This window comes from Pseudoalteromonas sp. US3C1013 (assembly GCF_048401115.1).
GTDB classification, from domain to species: domain Bacteria; phylum Pseudomonadota; class Gammaproteobacteria; order Enterobacterales; family Alteromonadaceae; genus Pseudoalteromonas; species Pseudoalteromonas undina.
In genome coordinates this window covers 409,521-427,868 of the sequence record NZ_CP183076.1, presented here as the reverse complement: position 1 = coordinate 427,868, position 18,348 = coordinate 409,521, and the positions used below count along the sequence as shown (strand labels likewise).

Genomic DNA, 18,348 nt, shown 5'->3' with positions numbered 1-18,348 from the left:
CCTAGTTCATTAAAAAGGAGCAACAGGCTCCTTTTTTATTATCAGCTCTATAGTTAGTCCGGAAACTCTGGCGAAAGAATAGGAAATCCTTGGTCATCCCACTTTATTATACGCGCTCGAGCATGGCGATTTGGATCTGTTAACGGTGTTCCTTTAAGCTCTTTATAATCACGGCTGTGGTAAATTAATAAGTCTGTAACACCGTCCTCTGCTTTTACAAAACTATTGTGACCTGGACCAAAGCGCCCTACTTTTTCGTTACTAGCAAAAATTGGCTGCTGCCTCTTATGCCAGCTTGCTGGGTCGAGTAAATCGGCATCTGCATCGGCCCATAACAAGCCCATTGCATATCGATGATCAGTCGCACTGGCAGAATACGTAAGTAGTACTTTTCCCTCACGGACCATCACTGCGGCTCCTTCATTCACCTTATAGCCTTGTAATTCCCAATCAAGTGTTGGCTCTGAAATATTAACTATTGGCTCTTTTATCGATGTTGGTGAATCCATTTGTGCAACCCACAATGCGGAGTTATACGTTGCGGGTTGGTTTTGCTGTGCCCACACTAAATAACGCTTACCTTTATGGCTAAATGTTGTAGCGTCCAATGAAAAACTATCAAGGTGGGTTTTTAACTGACCCATTTCTTGCCATTGGCCGTTCATCGGGTTTTTACTGTCATTTTTAAGCACATACATGCGGATACTAAACGGCTTTTCTACATCACCCGCTGCAAAATGAATATACCAACTGCCATCAACTTTATGTAGCTCTGGTGCCCAAATATTGGTACTCATTGGGCCTTTTTCATTTTTATGCCAAATCACTTTTGGCTCTGCTAGTTTCAAGTCATTAATTCGGCACGCTTGACGAAGCTCTATTTCATCAAATTTAGGGGATGTACCAATAAAGGTATAACAACCGGTTTTTTCATCGCGGACCAACCAAGGATCAGCGCGTTGCAAAACAATTGGGTTATCAATTGGCATCAATGTTGGATTATTATTTGCCTCTGCAACACTGTAAAAGCATGACATACTAAGTACGCTTACCATTGCAGTGGCAATCAGATTCTTGGCCATGGTATTTCCTATTTTTATAGTTTAATTTCCATTGTTAATATTGTATTACTTATATTATAGTAGCTGAATAAGTGTAATGAATAAAATAAAAAAGGTAGGCAACTATGAAACGCGCAAAAAAGTTCGCTCATACATGTAAACTGCTCGGTGCAAGTACATTACTTTGTTTAGCAAGTAATTCCATGGCTAAACAAGTTGAAGTACACGACCCTGTAATGACTAAAGAAGGCGATACCTATTACGTCTTTAGCACGGGTATGGGGATCACTTATTACGAATCAAAAGACATGAAAAATTGGCAGCTTACTGGCCGCGTATTTAAAGATGAGCCAAGCTGGGCAAAACGCATTGCCAGTGACTTTGGTGGCCACCTTTGGGCGCCGGATGTATACCAAAAAGATGGCAAATTTTATCTTTATTATTCTGTGTCTGCGTTTGGTAAAAACACCTCTGCGATTGGTGTAACGGTTAACGAAACTCTAGACCCTAAATCACCCGATTATAAATGGATAGATCACGGTATAGTTATACAGTCTGTGCCTGAGCGTGATAACTGGAACGCGATTGACCCTGCTATTGTTGAAGATGACAACGGCACGCCGTGGATGAGTTTTGGTTCGTTTTGGGGTGGCCTTAAATTAGTAAAACTTGATGATGATATGGTACGACTTGCTCAACCGCAAGAATGGCATAGCATTTCAGCCCGCCCTAACACTGAACACGGCCCTGTAGAAGCGCCGTATATCTTTAAAAAGAATGGCTATTACTATTTATTTGTATCGTTTGATAAATGCTGCCAAGGTTTAGACAGTACTTATAATGTTCGTGTAGGGCGCAGTAAGAATGTAGAAGGCCCTTACCTTGATAAAGAAGGTCGAGACTTAAATAATGGCGGTGGTTCACTGGTGATCGAAGGTAATAAAGACTGGGCAGCACTTGGCCATAATGCCGCCTACACCTTTGATGGAAAAGACTATTTAGTACTTCATGCCTATGAAAGCGCTGATAACGGCTTACAAAAATTACGTATCCTACCGATGACTTGGGACGATAACTGGCCAGTAGTTGATAGCAAAGATCTAAACAAGCGCACCACTAAGCTGATTGAGAAGTAATGCAACAGTATAAATAATGAAACTAAAAAAACCTGCAAATTGCAGGTTTTTTTATACTTTAATTTAATACTCAATTTGTATCTTAATTAAAATCGATTAGAGTAATATCCATAAAAATAAGCTGTTCACTACTGGCCGCTAATGACTCGTTAAGTGCCACACTGTAAATATCGTAGGCAAGATGCGGTAAAATCAAAAGCTCGTAACGGCTGCCTTTCGGCATCAGCATGAGTGCTTCTTGCAAACCTTCTATCGCTTCTGCTATTTCATACTCTGCCAATTGCTCGATTTGCCGCGTATCATAAAGCACATGCCCTGTTGCAGTCATCACGCGCTGCTGCACCTTAACAGTGGCATCCCATGAAGGTGGTTCACCACTGCCAAGCTCAATTACACGATACATTAAACCAGAACCTGTGACGTGCACGCCAGGCTGCGTGATATATTGCTCAGCAAGTGGGTAGCGTCGTTCACTCACTTTTGAGTGCTTACTCTGGGTATGGTGTAAAGTCATGCTCACTCTGCTACTTATTAATTAAGCGAATACCGTAAATACCACCAGCAATAGAGCCTTGCTCGGCGCTAAAACGCAGTGTTAACGATGATGCTTGTTGCATTACATCGGTTAACGGGTAATCAATGCTATAAAATTCTGTATCAGTTTGTTGAGTCGGCAAACTTACTTTTGCCAACACCTCACCATTAATAGTGATGGTAAACTTACGGCCTACATCAGCATTAAAATAACGAATACGCAATGCCACTGCTTGCTGTTCTGGGTTGGCTAATGTGTATTCAAACCAACCTGTTGCATCACGCCAATGGTGGCCATTATTTACGCCTGCGCGGGTGTTTTCGCCTTTAAAGTCATGCTCTACTTCAGGCTGTTGTTCACCCGGTGTAATTTGGTCAACCGTCAATAATCGTAATTGCTCTTTTGCTTGTTCAGCAGCTTTTGAATCTTTCACGAACTGAGTAAATTCGGCTTCACTTTGCTGCGGCCAGTAAACTTGATAGCGACTATCATGAAGCCTAAAGAACGGAATTAACTGAGTTGTTTGTGTACTCCCTATACCCTGCTGGGCTATTGCGACATTTTTATCTGTGGTAAATGCAAGTTCAGCGCTAGGCGCTCGCTTTAAATCAGCAATAAACTGCTCAGGTTCACTGAGCATGATAGGAAGTGCTTCGGATGGACAGGTAGGCCCTGCTGCAATATGACCCATGCGGCTGTTGTCTGCCACAAAATTCAACTGCTCGTTTTTAAACGCTTGTACTTTGGTTGCCATTACCACAGGACCATACAATACCGCATAGTAATCTTGGCCATCCGGCAGTTGCTCTGTGTACAGCTTTGGGGTTAAGGAAAAAGCGAGTTTATCGCCATCATGCCAATCATGTTTTATTGCGTAATAACCCTGCTCTGCAGTGGCATTTATAGGTTTGCCATTAAGCTTAAACTGTAAATCACCCGTGATCCAACTTGGCTTACGAATATGCAACTGCGCTGGTGAATTATCCTTTTTATCTAATGTATTGAAAACCAATGTAACATTATTAGCATCAGGAAAATGGCTTTGTTGAGTTACTTTTAAGCCTTGTTGCTGCCAATCAAGCGTACTTGAAATAAATAGATTTACCCATAAGTTATCGTCATTTTTACTGTAGATCAGCTCACCATATTTACTATGATTTTCGATACCCGAACCGACACAACACCACATTGAATCTTGTACCGATGAATACATACGATAGTGCCCAGGACGCATCGGCGTAAAGTACACAAGCCCACCGTGCTCAGGATGTTGCGACGATAAAATATGGTTATAGGTTGCGCGCTCGTAGTATTCTAAATAGCGAGTGTCCGCGGTTTTCAGAAACAGCAGCTTGCTGAGTTTCATCATGTTATACGTGTTACAGGTTTCCGGGCCTTCAACATCTTCAACCATCGCGGTAAAGTCTTTTTTGTCGTGAAAATGCTCACGTACACTGTTACCACCAATAGCCACTGAGCGCTCTTTAGTCACTGTTTGCCAAAAATAATCTGCGCCTTGTTGCCACGCTTCATCATCACTGGCCTCAGCGACCTTCAACATACCAATAATTTTTGGAATTTGGGTATTAGCATGTAAGCCAGTTAGCTTATCTTGTTTTTTTAACAGCGGATCGACAATGCTATGGTGAGTAAATTGACGTGCTAGTTTTAAGTAACGTTTATCATTACCGATAGTAGCCATATCAGCAAATACCGCATTTAAACCACCGTATTCTGAATATAGCATCTGTTGAATTTGTTCATCGCTTAACTTAGAGGTTAAGTTTAAAAACCATTCGCCTAAACCAAACAGCATTGTTTTTGCTTGCTCACTGCCTGCAATCAAATAAGCATCACGCAGACCATGAAAAATTTTGTCTATGTTATAAAGTGGCACCCAACGATCATTTAAACTAAATAAATCGGCTTTAATATTACCATCATGAATTTGTTGCCACATTGCTTGACCATTTGGTATGCCTCCTAAATAACCGTCATTAACCTGTTGGGCGCGTTGTAGCTCATTTAACATGTAATCTAAACGGCGCTTTAGTTCTTCATCGCCAGTTGCAGCCCACGCAAGGCTTAACGCCGATAAATAATGACCGCCAATGTGACCATCAAGTCCCGAGTCTTCCCAATTACCATAAGATGACGCTTTGGGCTCGATACCAGCTTCACGTAAGTAAGGAGCTAATAATTGATCTGGGTGCAATGCCAATAAATAACGAACGTTAGTTTGCTGGGCATGTAAAAACGGGCTTGCACTTAAGCTAACTTGCTCAAGTGCAAAAAGTTGTTGTGGTGTGCTCTGTGTATGATGCGTATTAACAGTTTTATCATCTGTATTTGGGTGTTCGCTGCAAGCCGATAACAACATTACCGCAAGTGAAAAACTAATAACGTGTGGTAATTTTTTTGCTGCTAAATCAAACATACACAGAGTCCTTTTGTTATTTTTATCGTTCGCCAGGTTTACCAAAAACAGGCATACCGTTATCATCCCAATTTAATGATTTTGTGAAGGTATGACGATCTGGATTCCACAGTGGGTCACCTTCAATTTCAGTATATTGACGACAGTGATAAACCAGTACGTCATTACCATTTTCATCTTGCGTAAAACTGTTATGCCCGGGGCCAAACATCGACTTAGGCTCATTACTACGAAATACCGGCTCTAGTACTTTAGTCCAGCTATTTATATCTAATAAATCACTATCTAGGTCCGCATATAGCAAGCCCATAGCATAGTTTTCATCGGTGGCACTGGCTGAATACGTTAAGAATATTTTACCGTTACGTTTAAGTACGTTAGGGCCTTCATTCACCCAAAAACCAATTATTTCCCAATCAAGTTCAGGGATGGTTAAACGCGTGATTTCGCCAGAGATCTCTATTGGTGATGACATTTTTGCCAAGTACAGATTTGAGTTACCTTTTACACCTGGTTCTTTTTGTGCCCAACAATAATAAAGCTCATCATTATGATAAAAAGTCGTGGCATCTAAACAAAAAGTATCCCATGGGGTTTCAATTTGACCGCAAAACTGCCACTCGCCTTCAATCGGATCCGCATCTTTACAGCTAATTGCATACATACGGTGTTGAAATAAATCGTGCTTAATTTCACGACTCGGTGCTGCGGCAAAATAAACATACCAAGCGCCATCATTAAAATGGATCTCAGGTGCCCAAATAAGCTCCGAGTACGGACCTGTTTGTGGCTTCATCCAGACCATTTTTGGTGTTGCCGTTGCAAGTCCTTCAAGCGTCTTTGCACGACGTAGTTCAATGCCATCATAGGCAGGAACAGACGCGGTAAAATAATAATAACCATCTGTGTGCTTATGAATATATGGGTCAGCACGTTGTGGGATCAAAGGCTTAGGTAAAGTTGACATAAATGCTCCTAAAATTATTCTGGTAACCGTTGGTTTTTAACCATGTCGGTATAATATTGATCTGTAATTTTGTATTTCTTTAATATAAAGCCCAGCAATGCATGAAATACTCCTGGAATAACAGTCAGCATTAAAGCAAGACCCATCAAGGTGAATTCTGTTTGCTCAACATTTGGTTTGTATTCAAAAAATGCTAATAGTAAACCACCGGCAAGACCTGCTAACCCGCCACCCGCTTTTTGGCAAAATGAGATGCCACCAAACGATAATCCTGAGGCACGTACACCGTCTTTAATTTCACCATAATCAACGGCTTCAGCTATGGCTGACCAAAACACAGGGGCGTGTAAATCAACCACAAAGGAAAGAATAATGTATAAAAAGAAGGCAAGATATACATCTCCAGGTTGCACAGCAAAATACATTACAACAGATATGAATAACACCGCGATTTGTGATTGACGAAATAGCTTCATTTTACAATAGCGTTGGGTGATCCATGTACTAGCGATCATAGATACAATTGATGCGGCAATACCAGCACTGGTAAACGCTCCAGCAAGACTTGGTTCACCTAAATAATAAGTTGCATAATACATAGCGACACTGCCACGAATTGCGTAACCTAAAGTACCGAGCACGCATGCAGCACATAATAATAACCACTGATCGTTTTTCAATAATGTTTTAAATTGTGTTGCGATGCTTTCTGTCTGAGGTTCATGAGTAATACGTTCACGAGTAGTAAAAAAACAAAATAGAAACAATGCTACACCACAAGTGGACACTAAAATCATTGCCAGTTTATAACCATGAGCAATATCGCCACCGCCCCACAAAGACGCTAGTAAGGGAACTGAAAACACAATAACTACATTCGCTATTTTGGCAAAAAACATTCGGTATCCGTTTGCGGATAATCGCTCTTTTGGATCTGCGGTTAATACACCGATATATGAAATATAAGGAATAGCCACACCAGTAAACATTAAGGTGGCAAATAAATAGGTAAGATAAGCCCATACCAACTTCATGTTGTAATCAAAATCTGGCGTGGTAAATAGTAGAACGATTGAAATCCCATAGGGCACAGATAAAAATAAGAACCAATGGCGGAACTGCCCCCAGCGTGTTTTTACTTTATCGGTAATCACGCCCATTAATGGGTCAGTAAACGCATCAACAAAACGTGCAACTAAAAATAAAATCCCCATATCAACAGGGTCAAGACCATAAATGTCGGTGTAGAAAAACGACATAAAATAAAATAATGCAGCAACCATAACGTTTACTGCCATATCACCGGCACCAAAACCGACTTTTTCAACAACTGATAACTTTTGATTTTCCATACAACTACCTGATTTTTAAAATATGTTATATAAAGCAACATATTTAAAAAAGAAAAAAGACCATCATTATTAATATGTTATACAAGTATCGAATCTAATTTCGATTGCAAAGCATTGTGATGTTCATTGAATTCGTTATTTTTGTAAACTTAATGCTAATAACATAAATAGTATTATCATACTAATTAGCATGCAACTATTTTCGTAAAGATAAGGTGGGAATTAAACGTACTACCTTCACAATAAAAAAGCCTCAGGTAGTCTGAGGCTTTAATTTAAGTAGATTATTAGAAAGAGTAACGCACACCTAATGCAAACGTGCGGCTATATAGTGCATTATTTGAATTATGAGTAGTTGGGTACTCGTAATAACTTTGATACGTCTCTTGTGTTAAGTTAGTACCATCAAATGTCACCATCAGATCTTCTGTAACATCATAGCTTATCTGAAAATCTAAGCTCTTCTCAGGGCTACGGTATATACCCAGCGGGTTAGCAAACTGTGCTGCCTCGTAACTATTTAAGAAATCATCACGCCATAGATAGGCCAAACGTATATCAAAGTCTTCACGTTCATAAATGAGAACTGTTGAGTAAGATAATTCAGACACACCAAACATATCACGCGAATCTGTACCAACTAACTCACCTACATCATTATACTTTGGTAAGTCTTGTTTTGAATCAAGTAGGGTAGCACTCGCTTGAACACCTGCACCCATTAACCAATCAGGCAAGTTGTCAGGGAAATACACAAGACCTAATTCTAAACCATTCAATGTTCCATTTGACGAATTATCTGGTTGAGTAAGGATATAATCCTCAGGTTCAGTCGCATCTGGGCCTTGATATTGAATAATACGGTTAGAGCCGTAAACAAACCCTTCAATATCGCGCTTAAATAATGTCCCATAGAGTGAACTTGCTTCTGCAAAATACCACTCTAATGTTAAATCATAGTTTTTCGATTCAACGGGCTCTATACTTGGATTTCCCCCATTTGCAGTCCCATAACCAATATCCGTTACATCTTCAGTATAATATATAAACGAATTTAGCTGTGAAAACTCAGGGCGACGAATAGTCTGAGTGTAGGCTGCACGGGCAAGTAAATCCTCGCTTAAATGGTAACGGACAACAAAGCTAGGTAACCAAGCCGATGAACTATTTTCTGCCGAACTAACAGCGGTAGGGTTTTGATCAATATCAAAGAAGGTCATATCTACTTTAGCATTTTCGTAGCGAAGACCTACTTGGCCATCAATTTCACGACCAAATAATGTGCTTGAAAAATTACCTTGAATATAAGCCGCGTAAGACTTCTCCTCAACATCGAATGTTTTTTCTAGTAATAAACTTTCAGGTTTTATGCCGTATAGTTCACGGAAATAGCCACGATTAGCATGAATATAGTGACCACTTGGTGCAACCCAAGATGATGGCCAGTTTGCTTTGCTATCAAAAAAATCTTCATTTACTGAAGCTAAACTCTCGTCCAGTGATGAAAAGGATTGCCCAAGAATATCTACGTCAAATCTAGATTCTCGTGACGCTTCTGAAGCTCCTTTACTATCGTACTTAATACCAAAGTTCACTTCATCAAAACCATAAGTATTGACAAACAGTTCACCATCTAATGTAAACGTTAATGAATCACCTTTGCGATTACCACCATTATCATACAGTTGAGCAACATTCCATTGAGAGGTATCGGTTAAATCAGCTTCATTAACGGATGTCGCAGGGTTATCTAAGTATTCTAGTCCCGGCATGCCATCCTTATCATTGAAATCAACATTTAAACCATAGGCAACACGTTCACTTCGCATTGCTAAAAACTCAGTTTCAAACTTACTATTCTGATAATAAACTTCAGAAGACAAATTAAAGTTATCATTAATAGTCCATTCTCCACCTAATGCAAACACGTAGCTGTCTGTTTGACTTACAGTTAAATCACCACTATTGAAGCCATAGGGCACATCAACATAACGCTCTTTTATAACATTAGTGCCATCAAACGTTACTGGTGGAGCCATGTTGTCAGCCTGCCCCCAAAAATCGACAAAAGTAAAACTAAGTGAATTAAATGATTCATTGCGGAAACCATTATAAAATGCTTCAAATGTATATTGTGAGTCGCTATTAGGGCGCCATTGCAATGAAAGGTTAGCTGCTGGGCGTTCACGCTTACCAGTTAAGTCATTAGAAAAAACGGCATCGCGTGACAGATAATATTCAGTTGGCACACCATTAACATCAAGCGTTGAGCCAGATTGATATGGTAAGCCATTCTCGAGCCCTGGTTGCCAAATAGGGTTTTCACTTACACGCCCATCTTTAACCTGAATTCGTTCGAACGGCGCAAACCCTGTAGCCGGATTAAGAGTCATAAATGGTACCATTGCACCTGCGGCCATATTTTGGTCACGATAATTTGTTTCAGCATATGAGAGGTTGATCAACGCACCAAACTCCCCCATGCTTGACTCCCAGCGATTACTCGCCAGTGCAGATAAAATTGGATCAACATCTTCTACTTGGTCTTGGTAAACTCCCCGAGCAGAAACAACTACTTTTGAACCATCAAAGTTAAATGGACGCTGAGTTTTGATATCAATTTGACCTGCAATACCACTACCTACTTGCGAAGCGGAACGCGTTTTGAATACATCAACACTTTCTAATAAAGCTGCTGGAATATCTGCAAGCGCTACATTACGACCTGAAGCTGTAAATACTTGTCGACCATTGACCGTTGTTGTCACGTCCGTCAAACCTCGGATAGATACTGTGTTTACCTCGCCAGCACCACGGTCGGTAACCTGTATGCCTGTTACCCGTTGTAGCGCCTCAACAACGTTGTTATCTGGAAACTTACCTATATCTTCGGCAACAATCGCATCAACAACTTGTAATGACTGTCGCTTAATGTTCAAACCTTTATTTAAACTTCCACGTATTCCCGATACCTCAATAACCTCTATTGCATCGGCATCTACTTTTTGAGCTTGTGTTTGCTCTTGTTGTGCATAGGCAAATTGAGTCGATATTGCCATTAAAATTGCGCTAGCTATGTGTGTTCTTTTTAACATTAGCGGTGCTCTCCAAATTATAGTTATATTGACAGATTAATTAGGTGCTTCTGTCTCTGGTTTACCACTTCAATATGCTTGTTGTCAGTTGAGAATATTGATTTGTGTATTGTGTTGATATGTTAATTAATTGCTGCCTCAATTTAATAGTATTGTATGATTATTTAACAGTCAATATAATTTTTGAATTAAAAATAAGCAGCATAAAACTAATTCCCCCATTAACTACATTTAGATTTAAAAGGCAAAGCACTGATAATAATGAATTTAAAATAAAAACTAGATAGCACTCTATATTTTCACAATGAAAATATAATAATACAAATTATTGACTTTTGTTATTATACTTGTAATTTTTAAAGCATCTTTTGTTCACTACATTACTACCCATGGGGAGAACTAATGTTTAATTTAAAATACCTTACTGTGCCTTTATTACTTTCGAGTAGCTTGGCTATTGCACAAAATCCACTTTTCAAAGATATATTTACTGCTGATCCTGCTGCACTTGTACACAACAACACGGTTTATCTTTATACTGGCCACGATGAAGCTCCTAACAACGATGTTTTTTTTGAAATGCATGACTGGCTCGCATTTTCCTCAACCGATATGATGAATTGGAAAAAACACGGCCCAATTATGAAAGCTACTGACTTTAAATGGGCGAAAGGAGAGGCATGGGCATCGCATATGATCGAGCGCAACGGTACCTTTTATTTTTTCACCACTGTGCGCCATGATGATACTAAACCCGGTTTTGCTATTGGTGTTGCAACATCAAAGTCACCCACAGGCCCATTTAAAGATGCTATCGGTCACGCTCTTGTTACCGATGACATGACTAAACACACTCCTAATGATTGGGATGATATTGATCCGGCTATCTATGAAGAAGAGAACGGTGATACCTACCTATTTTTTGGCAACTTAATACCTAAATATGTAAAACTTAGTGATGACTTACTTCATCTCGATGGTGAAATTAAAACCATTGATTTACCAAACTTTACCGAAGCACTGTGGGTTCATAAGAAAGATGAATACTATTATGTTTCTTATGCATGCGAGTTCCCTGAAAAAATCTGTTATGCCATGAGTAAAAGTGTTCATGGTCCATGGGAATATAAAGGCATTTTAAATGAAATTGCAGGAAACAGTGAAACTAATCATCAGTCAATTATAGAATTTAAAGGTAAAAGTTACTTTATTTATCACACTGGCGCAGTACCACCAAAAGACGGTAAGCCCAGTGGCGGACGCTTTCGCCGCTCGGTGGCAATAGACCCGCTATATTACAATAAAGATGGTTCATTAAAACGCGTAATAATGACATCCGAAGGGATTGAAAGCCAAAACTAGCTAGCACATAACTCGTGTAGGAGCATTTTTAAACCATAAATGCTCCTCACTTAAATCTGTCAGAATCAAAATCTTCAACTATTTAAAAATAACATCATAAAATAACCCTTGTATCTATTTTATGTTAATCACTGCTTTCTTTAGTCAGCTAAATATTTATCCAACCTACCTAAAAAAAATAAAATAACTTATAAATTAACAAGTTAGACACGCAACGCAATTAACAAGAAATTTACTCATGTAATAAACTTGCACAGTTAAAATTGTACTATAAAATTATAATAGCATTTTAGTTTGCATTTCAGACTCTGGCATTCATTGAACACATAATTAAATAACAACAATATCTCGATATAAAGAGGACACACAAAAATGAAACTAACCAAATTAGCGATGGTGATCACCTGCGCTTTAGCTGTTACAGCATGCTCCGAGGAAGGCACTAAGCTTGAGTCATCACCAGCAGTTGCCCAGCCACAAAGTACCAAACCAACTGTCAGTGATAGTGTTAAATACAATGAACGAGGTAATGTGGCGGTTACTTATGTTGGTGTGCACGATCCATCAGTCATTGAAACTGACGGTACTTATTACATTTTTGGTTCGCATTTAGCGGCAGCAAAATCAACAGACTTATTAAACTGGGAAATGATTTCAAGCCTTTCCGCTAATGAAGCCGTGAATGAAAGCCCGCTTTTTGACTTTAATTACACGAGCGAAATTGCAGAGGGTATTCAATGGACAGATGGCTTTACTGGTAACTGGGCTGCTGATGTTGTTAAAGCACCCAATGGCAAGTTTTGGTTTTACTATAACCATTGCGCTCAAGATAATCCTGACACACCCGATGTAGTCGATGAAGTATGCTGGAACCGCTCATACTTAGGCCTTGCAGAAGCTGATAATATTGAAGGTCCATATAAAAATAAAGGCGTATTTTTACGCAGTGGCTATCGCAACGATGAAGAGTTTGCACAGTACCCTCTTGATAACGGCCAAACAACGTGGAATGGCGCCGTTGACCCGAATGCCATTGACCCAGCTGCCTTTTATGATAAAGATGGCCAATTATGGATGGTTTATGGTTCATATTCTGGCGGTATCTTTGTACTGGCAATGGATGAAGAAACGGGTACGCCAGATGCTGAGCAAGGCTATGGTAAACATTTGGTGGGTGGTGACTTTAGAGCTATTGAAGGCGCCTTTGCTATGTATAGCACTGAAAGTGACTACTATTATTTATTTTACTCAGTAGCTGGTTTTGATGTAAACGGTGGCTATAACATTCGTGTAGCACGTTCAAAAACTCCGGATGGCCCATACTTAGATACCGCAGGCAATGATATTGCCGCTGTTGGTGGTTTAGAGATTGGTGAAAAACTATTAGGTGGCTTTGAATACACCCAAGAGCTAGGGGAAACCTCACCAGCATGGGGTTATCAATCACCGGGCCATAACTCTGCCCATTACGACGAAGCGACTGGCCGTCACTTATTGATTACCCACACGCGTTTCCCACAAACCTCTACACCGTTTCCAACAGCGAGTGAAGCTCACCAAGTTCGCGTGCATGAGATGTTCATTAATTCAACCGGTTGGCCGGTAACCTCACCGCAACGTTATGTGCCTCTAGAGGGTGATAATTTAGTGGTGGCTGAGCAACTATACGGTTACTACAAATTTATAAACCATGGGACTGATGTTAATACCAGCGCAGTGCGCTCTACGCACATTGCTTTAAATGCCGATCATTCAGTAACAGGTGATGAAACTGGTATTTGGTACATGGTTGATGATTCAAGCGTTAAACTTGAACTTGAGTCTGGCACTTACTACGGTGTGGCTAAATGGCAATGGGATGATGGAAAGCAAGACTTAGTGGTTACTTTCTCTGCAGTATCACTAGAAAACACCACAGTCTGGGGCAGTAAAGTAGCGGAAATTGATGAAACTGCCAGTGTTCTAGCAACCGTGAGCGATGCACTGGATATAAAAACTGAGCTGACAATTGATGATGAAGGTTGTTCATTGCCAACCAAAGGGAAAGCGGGTACGACTATTCGCTGGGAATCAAGTAATGAATATTACATTGATGCAAATGGCTCCGTATTTATTCCCACCCCTGATCGGGGCGATCAAGCAGTTACATTAACCGCTAATATGTCACTTAATGGTGAAACTATCACCAAAACGTTCAATGTGAATCTAAAAGCGCGCCCCGTATTTAAAAATGCGATTGCGCACTATAGCTTTGAAAACGGCTTAACAGATAATTTAAGCAACCTTGCTGATGCCATGACCACTGATAACAACTTGGACAATACAGGTGTTGGTACGCCGGCCTATACTGCCGGTCAAACAGGCCAAGCATTTAACTTTGATGGTGCAACCGGTGTTCGTTTACCTGATGACATAATCAACTCAGATAGCTACACAGTTTCATTTTGGTCTAAACCTGACGTTGTAACTGGCTATAGCCCTGCCTTTTTTGCCGCTGAAAACGCTGATCGCTGGGTAAGTTATATCCCGGGGGGCGCGCCTCATTTCACCACAAATACAATTTTATGGAGTCGCTACCTAGTTGAACCAGAGGTTGAGCAGTGGAATCAAATTGAGATGACTCAAGGTGCCACGCCAGGTGAATGGAACCATGTCACTATTAATTATGCCAATGGCACAATGAAATACTACTCTAACGGCTCACTTGTTGGCTCAATGCCACGCCCTGATATGTTTAGTGCTGATACAGCTAAATTTGCACTGGGTGTAAATTTTGGCTGGGATACACCATTCCAAGGTCAAATCGATGAATTTATTGTCTATGATTACGCATTAAACAGCTTAGATATCAATGGTGCAGCGATAAATAACCTAACTGATCCTACTAAGTTTGAAACCTTCATTACGGATGCACTTGATTTAGGTGATGTGACTGCCATACGTGAAAGCTTTGAATTGCCTCGTGTTGGGCCATTTGTGTCAGGGATTAGCTGGACATCAAATAATGAGGAGTTCTTAAAACCGGTTAATGGCACTGCCGTTGTTAATCAGCCAAGCGCCAATACGGGTGACCAAGTTGTTACTTTAACTGCAACAATTAACTATAAAGACTTTACCGATACCAAAACTTTTGAAGTTACCGTTAAATCACTTGCCCCTGCAGAATATAGTTTTGAAGGCGACTTAGCTGAACTTAAAGCAGCTTACGCAAACGCCAAGCCTACTGGCGACCGTATTGATAACACTGGCGGTAACGTCACTTTTGTTGAAGGTATTAAAGGCCAAGCAGTATTCCTACAAGGTTCAGGGGTTCGTTTACCAAATAACTTGATCACTACCAATGATTACTCTGTGTCTATGTGGTTAAAGCCGGAAACGTTCTCAGATTACACCACTGCATTTTTTGCAGGTGCAAGCTCGGCATCTTGGATAAGTCTAGTGCCTTCGATGGTTGATTCGAATACGACTCGCCTTTGGGCAAATGGCGGCGGTGCGTTTTTTGATAATGGTGATTTAGGCATGCGACTGCCAGCCAAAGAGTGGTCACATGTTGCCTTCACTGTTGACGGAACCAACGGTGACACCTTGAAGATGTATTTAAACGGTGAGCTTAAAATTGAAGCAGGTGGCTTCCCTCGCGTGTTTACTGTTGAGGGCGAAACCAATGAATTTGCGTTAGGTGTAAACTACTGGGATACACCATACAACGGCGCGGTTGATGAGTTAAAAGTATTTAACGGCGCAATCGATGCTGACGCAATCAAAGCACTCTACGATGCAGCTACTGCACAAGAGTAAGCTATTTAGGGTGAGCTGCCTTACCCAATAGTTTGTTGTCATAAAAAGCCAGACGAGAGTCTGGCTTTTTTTTAACTTTTTATTTTCAACAAACACAACATCATATACAGTGGTATTTATAATACAATATTAACTAAGGAAGGAGCTATGCAACGTCTTTTAATCACCTTACTATGCTTGATACCCTCACTTGGCTTTGCTAAAACAGCCGACTTTAAAGTGATAGATCAAGGTGGCAGTGGCCTATTTAGCGCCATTGCAGCCACTGAAACCTCGTTAGGTAACTATGTTATATACCGCCCGAACGAGTTAAATCAGTCAATAAAATTACCCGTTGTAGTCTTTGCTAATGGCGGCTGTATGGATACATCATATCCCTTTGAGCATATGCTCTCAGACATTGCCTCGCATGGTTACTTATTGATTGCATTAGGAAAAATGCAAAAAAGCCTTGATGACAGGCCCTTAAATAAAGCCAGTAATAGCATGATCCCTCACGCGATTGATTGGATCACAGCGCAATCTGCAAATCCGCTGAGTGAATTTTACCAAAGCGCAAATCTTGAGAAAATCGCTATTGCAGGCCAATCATGTGGCGGCGCGCAACTACTTGCCACAGGGGCAGATAAAAGGGTCAGCAGTTATTTAATGTTTAATTCAGGTATTGGTGATATGACCATGGCAAACGCTGATGTTAAGTCACTGCAAAACTTGCATGCGCCTGTTATCTACCTTGTTGGTGGACCCACTGATATTGCCACTGACAATGCCAAGCTTGATTATCAACGCATAAATCATGTGCCTATTGTGTTTGCTAATCATAAAACAGCTGGACACTCTGGTACGTTTGAACAGCCGTTTGGTGGGTCGTTCTCAAAGTTAGCGATTAAATGGTTGGATTGGCAATTAAAAGATAAACAAAGCAATACAGAGTTATTTTTACAGGGCCAAACCGCTGATTTTGTCAGTTGGGATATAAAAGCAAAGCAATTTGAAAAGGAATGATTATGAACACAGCAACACTTAAGCGGTTTTTATGGGCAGCATTATTTACTGCAACAACGGTCACTGTTCACGCAGAGCCGCTAACCCAAGTGAATGTGACACAAGGTAAACTACAAGGCACAGCTCAGCAAAACCTGGCTATTTTTAAAGGTGTGCCGTTTGCCAAGCCCCCCGTAGGCGAGCTTCGCTGGAAAGCCCCACAACCAGCAGAAAAATGGCAAGGGGTCCTTAAAGCACAAGCATATGCACCCGCCCCAATTCAAGCTGGTGACCCTGTATCTGGGATCAGCGAAGATAGTTTATATTTAAATATTTGGACGCCAGCACAATCTGATAAAGACAAGCTCCCTGTATTAGTTTGGATTTACGGGGGAGGCTTTAGTTTTGGCAGTTCATCCGATCCTATTTTTGATGGTAGTGAACTTGCGAATAAAGGCGTTATCGTAGTGTCTATCGCCTATCGTGTCGGTCAATTAGGTTTTTTAGCCCATCCGGAACTTAATAAAGAAAGCCCAGCTGGGGTGTCGAGTAATTATGGTTTGCTCGATCAAATAGCCGCCTTAAAGTGGCTTAAAAACAATATCAGCTATTTTGGTGGTGATGCTAACAATGTCACTATTGCGGGTGAATCCGCGGGCGGTATATCAGTGAGTATGCTTGCAGCGTCACCGTTAGCAAGTGGTCTATTTAACAAAGTTATTTCGCAAAGTGGCGGTTCATTTGGCCCTACTCGCATTAAAAACTACCCTGGTGAAAACATGTCGACCTTAGAGCAGGCTCAAGCAGAAGGTTTCGACTATGTAAAACAGTTTGGCACAACCTCCATTGCACAGCTGCGTAAAATGAGCGCAGACACCTTTATTCCAAAAGGATGGTCACTGCCTGGTGGCTGGCCTATCGTTGACGGTTATGTGATCAAAGGTGACCAATATAAACTCTATCAACAAGGCAAGTTTAATGATGTCCCAGCCTTAGTTGGCTATAATTCCGATGAAGGCGTCAGCTTTGTGTGGGACCCTGATGTTAATAATTTTGTTGATGGAGTAAAAACCCGTTTTGGTCAATTTGCACCGAGCTTACTTGAAGCTTACCCTGTTGCAAAAAACAGCATTCCTCGCAGTGCTCGAAATCTAGTTCGCGATGCAGCATTTGGTTGGCATACATGGAGTTGGGCTAAGTTACAAAGTCAGTATGGTAAAGCCCCTGCATACTTTTATTACTTCGACCATCACCCAAAGCGTGAAAAAGGCGCCAAAAATGAAGATCATGGTGCTGGCCATGGCCATGAAATTGCCTATATGTTTAAAAACCTTAATAAGTCAGACCCTAATGTAACCAAAAACGATTTAAAAATGTCACAAATAATGGCTACCTATTGGACTAACTTTGCCAAAAATGGCAACCCAAATGACAATACCCTGCCCCATTGGCCTGCGTTTAATAACGAAAAGCCAAGTACTATGTATTTTCAACAGCAAGCTAAATTAGGCCCTGTACCCGACAAACAAGCTTTAGAAACACTTGATGAGTATTTTAAATGGCGCCGGACACCAGCTGGTGAAAAATGGGCTAATAAAATTCACTAATTTGCAGCAAACCA

General features: G+C 40.6%; 11 protein-coding genes. 5 read left to right on the top strand and 6 right to left on the bottom strand.

The genetic code is table 11. The features are described 5' to 3' along the window. Positions 1 to 53: 53 nt before the first annotated feature. The gene (locus tag ACNSN2_RS17260; protein ID WP_010389186.1) at positions 54 to 1,082 is read right to left on the bottom strand and encodes a family 43 glycosylhydrolase; all 1,029 of its coding nucleotides are present in this window, start codon (positions 1,080 to 1,082) and stop codon (positions 54 to 56) included. A 104-nt stretch (positions 1,083 to 1,186) separates the two neighbouring features. On the opposite strand from ACNSN2_RS17260, the gene ACNSN2_RS17255 reads away from it, so the two are divergent. Further along, the gene (locus tag ACNSN2_RS17255; protein WP_418609545.1) at positions 1,187 to 2,197 is read left to right on the top strand and encodes an arabinan endo-1,5-alpha-L-arabinosidase; all 1,011 of its coding nucleotides are present in this window, start codon (positions 1,187 to 1,189) and stop codon (positions 2,195 to 2,197) included. Between the two features lie 82 nt (positions 2,198 to 2,279). On the opposite strand, the gene ACNSN2_RS17250 is transcribed toward ACNSN2_RS17255, so the two are convergent. The 5 genes from ACNSN2_RS17250 to ACNSN2_RS17230 all read right to left on the bottom strand — a co-directional run bounded on the left by ACNSN2_RS17250 (position 2,280) and on the right by ACNSN2_RS17230 (position 10,583). Continuing rightward, on the bottom strand, positions 2,280 to 2,711 hold the full coding sequence (locus ACNSN2_RS17250) for an FKBP-type peptidyl-prolyl cis-trans isomerase (protein ID WP_418609547.1): 432 nt from the start codon (positions 2,709 to 2,711) through the stop codon (positions 2,280 to 2,282). Positions 2,712 to 2,721: 10 nt separating this feature from the next. Further along, positions 2,722 to 5,169: a beta-L-arabinofuranosidase domain-containing protein gene (locus tag ACNSN2_RS17245; RefSeq protein ID WP_418609549.1), complete on the bottom strand. Its 2,448-nt coding sequence runs from the start codon at positions 5,167 to 5,169 to the stop codon at positions 2,722 to 2,724. A gap of 22 nt (positions 5,170 to 5,191) precedes the next feature. Continuing rightward, positions 5,192 to 6,136, bottom strand: coding sequence for a glycoside hydrolase family 43 protein (locus ACNSN2_RS17240; protein ID WP_418609552.1), 945 nt, complete (start codon positions 6,134 to 6,136; stop codon positions 5,192 to 5,194). Positions 6,137 to 6,150: 14 nt separating this feature from the next. Continuing rightward, complete coding sequence (locus ACNSN2_RS17235) at positions 6,151 to 7,488, bottom strand: MFS transporter (RefSeq protein ID WP_010389191.1); 1,338 nt, start codon at positions 7,486 to 7,488, stop codon at positions 6,151 to 6,153. Between the two features lie 287 nt (positions 7,489 to 7,775). Next, positions 7,776 to 10,583, bottom strand: coding sequence for a TonB-dependent receptor (locus ACNSN2_RS17230; protein WP_418609554.1), 2,808 nt, complete (start codon positions 10,581 to 10,583; stop codon positions 7,776 to 7,778). A 402-nt stretch (positions 10,584 to 10,985) separates the two neighbouring features. On the opposite strand from ACNSN2_RS17230, the gene ACNSN2_RS17225 reads away from it, so the two are divergent. From ACNSN2_RS17225 to ACNSN2_RS17210, 4 genes are all read left to right on the top strand, one after another. Then, positions 10,986 to 11,945 (top strand): glycoside hydrolase family 43 protein, encoded by a 960-nt coding sequence (locus ACNSN2_RS17225; protein ID WP_054201310.1) that lies wholly within the window; start codon positions 10,986 to 10,988, stop codon positions 11,943 to 11,945. A 372-nt stretch (positions 11,946 to 12,317) separates the two neighbouring features. Next, positions 12,318 to 15,743, top strand: coding sequence for a LamG-like jellyroll fold domain-containing protein (locus ACNSN2_RS17220; RefSeq protein ID WP_418609557.1), 3,426 nt, complete (start codon positions 12,318 to 12,320; stop codon positions 15,741 to 15,743). 147 nt (positions 15,744 to 15,890) lie between these two features. Further along, positions 15,891 to 16,748 carry a chlorophyllase/cutinase-like alpha/beta fold protein gene (locus ACNSN2_RS17215; RefSeq protein WP_418609559.1) on the top strand — a complete coding sequence of 286 codons (858 nt, stop codon included), beginning with the start codon at positions 15,891 to 15,893 and terminating at the stop codon, positions 16,746 to 16,748. Between the two features lie 2 nt (positions 16,749 to 16,750). After that, entirely contained in the window at positions 16,751 to 18,334 is a 1,584-nt protein-coding gene (locus ACNSN2_RS17210) for a carboxylesterase/lipase family protein (protein ID WP_418609561.1), read from the top strand. Positions 18,335 to 18,348 lie beyond the last annotated feature (14 nt).

What these genes read in the sequence shown, in the direction of transcription:
- ACNSN2_RS17225 (WP_054201310.1), top strand. Translation starts at nt 10,986, where the DNA reads ATGTTTAATTTAAAATACCTTACTGTGCCTTTATTACTTTCGAGTAGC.
- ACNSN2_RS17255 (WP_418609545.1), top strand. Translation starts at nt 1,187, where the DNA reads ATGAAACGCGCAAAAAAGTTCGCTCATACATGTAAACTGCTCGGTGCA.
- ACNSN2_RS17220 (WP_418609557.1), top strand. Translation starts at nt 12,318, where the DNA reads ATGAAACTAACCAAATTAGCGATGGTGATCACCTGCGCTTTAGCTGTT.
- ACNSN2_RS17250 (WP_418609547.1), bottom strand. Translation starts at nt 2,711, where the DNA reads ATGACTTTACACCATACCCAGAGTAAGCACTCAAAAGTGAGTGAACGA.
- ACNSN2_RS17215 (WP_418609559.1), top strand. Translation starts at nt 15,891, where the DNA reads ATGCAACGTCTTTTAATCACCTTACTATGCTTGATACCCTCACTTGGC.
- ACNSN2_RS17240 (WP_418609552.1), bottom strand. Translation starts at nt 6,136, where the DNA reads ATGTCAACTTTACCTAAGCCTTTGATCCCACAACGTGCTGACCCATAT.
- ACNSN2_RS17230 (WP_418609554.1), bottom strand. Translation starts at nt 10,583, where the DNA reads ATGTTAAAAAGAACACACATAGCTAGCGCAATTTTAATGGCAATATCG.
- ACNSN2_RS17260 (WP_010389186.1), bottom strand. Translation starts at nt 1,082, where the DNA reads ATGGCCAAGAATCTGATTGCCACTGCAATGGTAAGCGTACTTAGTATG.
- ACNSN2_RS17235 (WP_010389191.1), bottom strand. Translation starts at nt 7,488, where the DNA reads ATGGAAAATCAAAAGTTATCAGTTGTTGAAAAAGTCGGTTTTGGTGCC.
- ACNSN2_RS17210 (WP_418609561.1), top strand. Translation starts at nt 16,751, where the DNA reads ATGAACACAGCAACACTTAAGCGGTTTTTATGGGCAGCATTATTTACT.
- ACNSN2_RS17245 (WP_418609549.1), bottom strand. Translation starts at nt 5,169, where the DNA reads ATGTTTGATTTAGCAGCAAAAAAATTACCACACGTTATTAGTTTTTCA.